The sequence below is a fragment of the Coprococcus intestinihominis genome, from assembly GCF_040096555.1.
Taxonomy (GTDB): domain Bacteria; phylum Bacillota; class Clostridia; order Lachnospirales; family Lachnospiraceae; genus Coprococcus_A; species Coprococcus_A intestinihominis.
Genome location: NZ_JBBMEK010000206.1, coordinates 1 through 6,047 on the forward strand (window position 1 = coordinate 1; position 6,047 = coordinate 6,047).

The 6,047-nt window shown below is 41.3% G+C and carries 13 protein-coding genes; all 13 read right to left on the reverse strand.

The genetic code is table 11. The annotated features are described in order from the left end of the window. The coding region (locus WMO25_RS13550) for a KOW motif-containing protein (protein ID WP_349085751.1) at window positions 1-98 on the reverse strand (98 nt) is incomplete at its 3' end. Between the two features lie 25 nt (window positions 99-123). Then, entirely contained in the window at window positions 124-492 is a 369-nt protein-coding gene (gene rplN / locus WMO25_RS13555) for a 50S ribosomal protein L14 (protein ID WP_015513752.1), read from the reverse strand. A gap of 30 nt (window positions 493-522) precedes the next feature. After that, complete coding sequence (gene rpsQ / locus WMO25_RS13560) at window positions 523-780, reverse strand: 30S ribosomal protein S17 (protein ID WP_117527652.1); 258 nt, start codon at window positions 778-780, stop codon at window positions 523-525. 26 nt (window positions 781-806) lie between these two features. Next, entirely contained in the window at window positions 807-1,016 is a 210-nt protein-coding gene (rpmC, locus tag WMO25_RS13565; RefSeq protein ID WP_117527649.1) for a 50S ribosomal protein L29, read from the reverse strand. Next, window positions 1,006-1,443, reverse strand: coding sequence for a 50S ribosomal protein L16 (gene rplP, locus WMO25_RS13570; protein ID WP_015513753.1), 438 nt, complete (start codon window positions 1,441-1,443; stop codon window positions 1,006-1,008). Before rplP ends, rpmC begins: the two co-directional genes overlap by 11 nt. Next, window positions 1,443-2,105, reverse strand: coding sequence for a 30S ribosomal protein S3 (rpsC, locus tag WMO25_RS13575; protein ID WP_215632353.1), 663 nt, complete (start codon window positions 2,103-2,105; stop codon window positions 1,443-1,445). Before rpsC ends, rplP begins: the two co-directional genes overlap by 1 nt. A gap of 14 nt (window positions 2,106-2,119) precedes the next feature. After that, entirely contained in the window at window positions 2,120-2,506 is a 387-nt protein-coding gene (gene rplV / locus WMO25_RS13580; RefSeq protein ID WP_015513755.1) for a 50S ribosomal protein L22, read from the reverse strand. Between the two features lie 29 nt (window positions 2,507-2,535). Next, entirely contained in the window at window positions 2,536-2,814 is a 279-nt protein-coding gene (rpsS, locus tag WMO25_RS13585; protein ID WP_015513756.1) for a 30S ribosomal protein S19, read from the reverse strand. Window positions 2,815-2,826: 12 nt separating this feature from the next. After that, a complete protein-coding gene (rplB, locus tag WMO25_RS13590) occupies window positions 2,827-3,669 on the reverse strand; it encodes a 50S ribosomal protein L2 (RefSeq protein WP_117540823.1) in 843 nt (280 codons plus the stop codon). A gap of 77 nt (window positions 3,670-3,746) precedes the next feature. Continuing rightward, entirely contained in the window at window positions 3,747-4,046 is a 300-nt protein-coding gene (gene rplW / locus WMO25_RS13595) for a 50S ribosomal protein L23 (protein WP_015513758.1), read from the reverse strand. Next, window positions 4,046-4,666 carry a 50S ribosomal protein L4 gene (gene rplD / locus WMO25_RS13600; RefSeq protein WP_015513759.1) on the reverse strand — a complete coding sequence of 207 codons (621 nt, stop codon included), beginning with the start codon at window positions 4,664-4,666 and terminating at the stop codon, window positions 4,046-4,048. Before rplD ends, rplW begins: the two co-directional genes overlap by 1 nt. A 27-nt stretch (window positions 4,667-4,693) precedes the next feature. After that, the gene (rplC, locus tag WMO25_RS13605; RefSeq protein ID WP_117527647.1) at window positions 4,694-5,323 is read right to left on the reverse strand and encodes a 50S ribosomal protein L3; all 630 of its coding nucleotides are present in this window, start codon (window positions 5,321-5,323) and stop codon (window positions 4,694-4,696) included. Between the two features lie 128 nt (window positions 5,324-5,451). After that, complete coding sequence (gene rpsJ, locus WMO25_RS13610) at window positions 5,452-5,769, reverse strand: 30S ribosomal protein S10 (RefSeq protein ID WP_015513761.1); 318 nt, start codon at window positions 5,767-5,769, stop codon at window positions 5,452-5,454. Window positions 5,770-6,047: the final 278 nt, after the last annotated feature.

Genomic DNA, 6,047 nt, shown 5'->3' on the forward strand with positions numbered 1-6,047 from the left:
ACAACGCCTTTTTTATGGTTGATAGCAATAATTTTACCGGACTTGCCTTTATCTTTACCAGCGATAATCTGAACCATATCGCCTTTTTTAATTCTCATTGTTGCTGACACGGTCGCCACCTCCTTACAGAACTTCTGGTGCCAGTGAAACGATCTTCATGAACTGTTTTTCACGTAACTCTCTTGCTACTGGTCCAAAGATACGTGTACCTCTTGGGTTTCCGTCATCTTTGATGATAACAGCAGCATTTTCGTCGAATCTGATATATGAACCATCTTTACGGCGAGCGCCCTTAACTGTACGAACAACAACAGCTTTTACAACATCGCCTTTTTTAACAACTCCGCCTGGTGTTGCATCTTTAACAGTAGCAACAATCACATCACCAATGTTGGCATATCTTCTTGTTGAACCACCCATAACACGGATACAGAGCAGTTCTTTTGCGCCTGTATTATCAGCAACACGAAGTCTTGTCTCCTGTTGAATCATGACTTTACCTCCTGAATTCTACTGAACTAATTATTTAGCTTTTTCGACAATTTCAACAAGTCTCCATCTCTTATCTTTAGATAAAGGTCTTGTTTCCATTACTTTAACTCTGTCACCGATGTTGCATTCGTTGTTTTCATCGTGAGCTTTTAATTTGTATGTTCTATCTACGATCTTCTTGTACAGAGGATGTTTTACACGGTCTTCAATGGCAACAACAATTGTTTTGTCCATTTTGTTGCTGACAACTTTACCTACTCTTGTCTTTCTAAGATTTCTTTCTTCCACGACAATAGTCTCCTTTCTCCGCCAAATTATTCAGCAGCGTTAGCCTTTTCAGTGATCACTGTCTGAATTCTGGCAATATTTTTGCGAACTTCTTTGATTCTGCTTGTATTCTCTAACTGGTTAGTAGCATTCTGGAATCTCAGATTGAAGAGTTCCTTCTTAGCTTCTACTAAAGCCTGAGCTAATTCGTCAACAGACTTTGTATTTAAATCTTTTACATATTCATTAGTTTTCACTGTTATCACCGCCTTCTAAATCTGCGCGAGAAACGATTTTGCATTTAACAGGGAGCTTATGAGTAGCCAGACGAAGAGCTTCTTTAGCAACTTCTTCAGGAACGCCTGCGATTTCGAACATTACGCGACCTGGCTTAACAACTGCTACCCAGTATTCCAGTGTACCTTTACCGGAACCCATACGTGTTTCAGCTGGTTTTGTAGTTACAGGTTTATCAGGGAAAATTTTAATCCAAACTTTACCACCACGTTTGATGTAACGTGTCATGGCAACACGGGCTGCCTCGATCTGGTTGGATTTGATCCAAGCAGGTTCCATTGCAACGATACCGTATTCACCATAAGAAATTTTATTACCACGCTGTGCTTTTCCGGCCATAGAGCCACGGAACTGCTTACGACGTTTTACTCTTTTTGGCATTAACATTATTTATCGCTCCCTTCCTTATTGCCCTTTACTGGAAGAACTTCGCCATGGTAGATCCATGTCTTAACACCAACTTTACCGTAAGTTGTGTTAGCTTCTGCGAAGCCATAATCGATGTCTGCTCTTAATGTCTGAAGTGGAATAGTACCTTCGCTGTAGAACTCTGTACGAGCCATATCAGCGCCGCCAAGACGACCGCTTACGCTTGTCTTAATACCTTTAACGCCGCCTCTTGAACGCATTGTCTTCTGCATGGAAGATTTCATTGCACGTCTGAAAGAGATACGGTTTTCAAGCTGTGCAGCAATGTTTTCTGCAACGAGCTGAGCATCACATTCAGGCATTTTAACTTCTTTGATATCAATTAAAAGCTTTTTGTTTGTGAACTGTTTCAGTTCTGCTTTAACTTTCTCGATTTCAGAACCCTGACGTCCGATAACAACGCCCGGTTTAGCTGTATATACGATTACTTTTACTCTGTCAGATGCTCTTTCGATTTCAATCTTGGAAACACCGGCACTGTATAATCTCTTCTTCAGGTATGTTCTGATCTTGTGGTCTTCGATCAGGTTGTCAGCAAAATCAGCATCAGCATACCATCTGGAATTCCAATCCTTAATAACACCGACTCTGAGGCCGTGAGGATTAACTTTCTGTCCCATTGCTTACTTCCTCCTTATCTTTCATTCAGCACGATTGTGATATGGCTCATTCTCTTTTCGATTCTGTAAGCTCTGCCCTGTGCTCTAGGCTGTACTCTCTTCATGATTGGGCCATTGCTTGCGTAGCACTCTTCGATAAAGAGTTTGCTTCTGTCCATACCGTTGTTGTTTTCTGCGTTTGCAATTGCTGATTTTAATAATTTATCGATAACTGTTGAAGCATATCTTGGGTTGTATGCTAAAATTGCTAATGCTGTTTCTACATCCTTGCCTCTGATTGCGTCAAGAACGAAACAAGCTTTCTGAACAGGAATTCTTGCAAAAGACAGCTTTGCGCTTGGTCTTGTATCCTTATTGCTGTTTCTTTCTCTCTTGATCTGGGATCTATGTCCTTTAGCCATGGATGAAAGCCTCCTTTCAAACTATAATCTTAACGTCTTGATTTCTTTTCGTCTTTACCATGTCCTCTGTATGTTCTTGTTGCTACAAATTCACCTAATTTGTGACCAACCATATCTTCTGTGATATATACTGGAACATGTTTTCTGCCATCGTGTACTGCGATTGTATGTGAAACCATCTGTGGGAAAATAGTTGAACGGCGTGACCATGTCTTGATAACTGACTTATCGCCTGCTGCGTTCATAGCGTCTACTTTTTTAAGTAAGCTCTCATCTGCAAATGGTCCTTTTTTAAGTGATCTGGCCATAATCTAACCTCCTTATTTAATCATGCTTCCGTCGCGTCTTCTTACGATCATCTTGTTAGAATGTTTATTCTTCTTACGAGTCTTATAACCCAGAGCTGGTTTACCCCATGGAGTCATAGGACCAGAACGACCGATAGGCGCACGACCTTCACCACCACCATGTGGATGGTCATTAGGGTTCATTACGGAACCACGAACAGTAGGTCTGATACCCATGTGACGCTTACGTCCTGCTTTACCGATGTTGATCAGTTCGTGATCAATGTTGCCAACCTGTCCAACAGTAGCTCTTGCCTGGATAGGAACAAGTCTCATTTCACCTGATGGCAGTCTTAATGTAGCGTATTTGCCTTCTTTAGCCATCAGCTGAGCAGCGTTACCAGCAGAACGAACAAGCTGTCCGCCCTTACCTGGGTGAAGCTCAACGTTGTGTACCATTGTACCTACAGGAATCTGAGCCAGTGGTAAGCAGTTACCAAGCTTGATTTCTGCTTCAGGTCCGTTCATAAGAACTGCGCCAACCTGTAAGCCGTTAGGAGCGATGATATATGCTTTCTGACCATCTGCATAGCAGATCAGAGCGATATTTGCTGTTCTGTTTGGATCGTATTCGATAGATTTAACAGTTGCAGGAATACCATCTTTATATCTCTTAAAATCAATGATTCTGTATTTTCTCTTAGCACCGCCGCCGCGATGTCTTACTGTAATTTTACCCTGAGCATTACGACCAGCTTTGCTGTTCTTGGATACTGTAAGGGACTTCTCTGGTGTTGACTTTGTGATCTCAGAGAAATCGGAACCGGTCATATGTCTTCTGGAAGGTGTATATGGGTTATATGTTCTGATACCCATTTCGTTCACTCCTTTCAAGTGTCTGATTTATTGTCATGCTTATTTGCATATAATTCGTTGTGCCTTACGGCCTGATCTTAAAGGCCTTCGAAGATTTCGATGTCAGCACTTTCAGCTGTCAGTTTAACGATAGCTTTCTTTGTCTTTGCTGTCTTACCAAATGTCATACCACGTCTCTTTGTCTTACCATCATAGTTCATAGTATTAACACTTGCTACCTTTGTTCCAGCGAACATTTTTTCAACAGCTTCTTTAACCTGAGACTTTGTTGCATCCGGATGAACCAGGAATGTATACTTCTTATCAGCCATTGCATTCATACTCTTTTCAGTGATGACTGGTTTGAGGATGACATCATAATATTTTAAATCTGCCATTATGCATAAACCTCCTGAATTGTTGCAACTGCATCCTGTGTCAGTACAAGTGTATCGTACTTCAGAATGTCATATACGTTAATAGTATTTGTAAGAGCAGTCTTTACTGTAGGAACGTTGTTAGCGGATTTGATAACGTTGTCGTTCTTTTCATTTAAAACAACCAGAGCTTTTTCAGCCTTTAAGTTATTCATAACTGCTACAAATTTCTTTGTTTTGATTTCGTCAAGTTCGAAAGAATCAAGAACGATAAGCTTGCTTTCATTAACCTTTGTTGTTAATGCAGACTTAATAGCCAGTCTTCTTTCTTTCTTGTTTAATTTGATTGAGTAATCTCTTGGCTTTGGAGCGAATACTACGCCACCGCCTGTCCACTGTGGAGATCTTGTTGAACCCTGTCTTGCATGACCTGTTCCTTTCTGTCTCCATGGCTTTCTGCCGCCGCCGCTTACTTCAGAACGTGTCTTTGCGCTCTGTGTTCCCTGACGGGATGCTGCAAGCTGAGCAACTACTGCCTTGTGCATGAGATTTTCATTAACTTCTACACCAAATACGGCATCATTCAGTTCGATTTCTCCAACCTGATTACCTTCAATATTGTAAACAGATAACTTTGCCATCTGTAATGTCCTCCTTTCTCAAACCAATTAAGCTTTTACTGATTCTTTCAGCATTACTAAAGATTTCTTTGGTCCAGGTACTGCGCCCTTAACCAGGATAAGGTTCTTCTCAGCGTCAACGCTTACAACCTCAAGGTTCTGAACTGTAACTCTTACTGCACCCATGTGACCTGGCATATGTTTGCCCTTGAATACACGACCTGGAGTTGTTGCTGATCCGTTAGAACCTGCATGTCTGTGATATTTGGAACCATGAGCCATAGGTCCTCTGGACTGTCCATGTCTCTTGATTGCACCCTGGAAGCCTTTACCTTTTGATTTAGCTGTTGCATCTACTTTGTCGCCAGCAGCGAATACGTCTGCTTTGATTTCCTGACCTAAAGTATAGCTTTCAGCATCTTCCAGTCTGAATTCCTTAAGAAATCTCTTAGCTGTTACGCCAGCTTTTGCAAAATGGCCTTTCTTTGGTTTGTTGACCAGTTTTTCTCTGATGTCGCCAAAACCAACCTGGACTGCACTGTAACCATCATTCTCAACTGTCTTAACCTGTGTTACTACACAAGGGCCAGCCTGAAGAACTGTTACTGGTGTTAAAACTCCGTCTTCACTGAAGACCTGAGTCATACCAACTTTCGTTGTTAAAATTGCTTTCTTCATTAAGAATGCACCTCCTGTTTAAATCTACAGCGGAACGCTATTGCGTTCATCCTAGACGCATTGAGTACATCTTCGACTTTCGTCTGAATCTATATCAACCCAATACCTAAGGATTGTTTTCAATGTTATTATTTTGTTTTCATCTTGATGTCGATGTAAACGCCAGCAGGCATTTCCAGTCTGGATAATGCATCAACTGTTTTCTGATTTGGAGCGATGATATCAATCAGTCTCTTATGTGTACGCTGTTCAAACTGTTCTCTGGAATCTTTGTATTTGTGAACCGCTCTTAAGATTGTAACAACTTCCTTCTTTGTTGGAAGAGGAACTGGACCGCTCACCTTAGATCCTGTTTTCTTTACAGTTTCGATAATTTTACCAGCGCTCTGATCGATTAATTTGTGATCATACGCTTTGAGTGTAATTCTCATTACTTGACTTGCCATAAAAAAAGCCGCCTCCTTTTCGCACTATTCATTAAGTACGACAAGCGGTGACTGTACACTTTCCCGTGTGTTTCCTGATGTCAACACACACTTATTCTGTCTTACATTCTTCTATAGACAGACCTTGTTAACTTTGTACAGTGACTTGTCGCCAGTTTTCAAACTTGACATTCGCTCCACGGAACACCTGCGCAACCCTCGCAGCAACCTCACGCTTCATAGCTATCAATGTCACAAGCTTCTCTAGTATATACCATAAAATATAGGAATGCAAGTGT

Bases quoted from the DNA above. Each gene is read 5' to 3' on its own strand.
- rplN (WP_015513752.1), bottom strand. From the start codon at position 492: ATGATTCAACAGGAGACAAGACTTCGTGTTGCTGATAATACAGGCGCA.
- rplP (WP_015513753.1), bottom strand. From the start codon at position 1,443: ATGTTAATGCCAAAAAGAGTAAAACGTCGTAAGCAGTTCCGTGGCTCT.
- rpsC (WP_215632353.1), bottom strand. From the start codon at position 2,105: ATGGGACAGAAAGTTAATCCTCACGGCCTCAGAGTCGGTGTTATTAAG.
- rplV (WP_015513755.1), bottom strand. From the start codon at position 2,506: ATGGCTAAAGGACATAGATCCCAGATCAAGAGAGAAAGAAACAGCAAT.
- rpsS (WP_015513756.1), bottom strand. From the start codon at position 2,814: ATGGCCAGATCACTTAAAAAAGGACCATTTGCAGATGAGAGCTTACTT.
- rplB (WP_117540823.1), bottom strand. From the start codon at position 3,669: ATGGGTATCAGAACATATAACCCATATACACCTTCCAGAAGACATATG.
- rplW (WP_015513758.1), bottom strand. From the start codon at position 4,046: ATGGCAGATTTAAAATATTATGATGTCATCCTCAAACCAGTCATCACT.
- rplD (WP_015513759.1), bottom strand. From the start codon at position 4,666: ATGGCAAAGTTATCTGTTTACAATATTGAAGGTAATCAGGTTGGAGAA.
- rplC (WP_117527647.1), bottom strand. From the start codon at position 5,323: ATGAAGAAAGCAATTTTAACAACGAAAGTTGGTATGACTCAGGTCTTC.
- rpsJ (WP_015513761.1), bottom strand. From the start codon at position 5,769: ATGGCAAGTCAAGTAATGAGAATTACACTCAAAGCGTATGATCACAAA.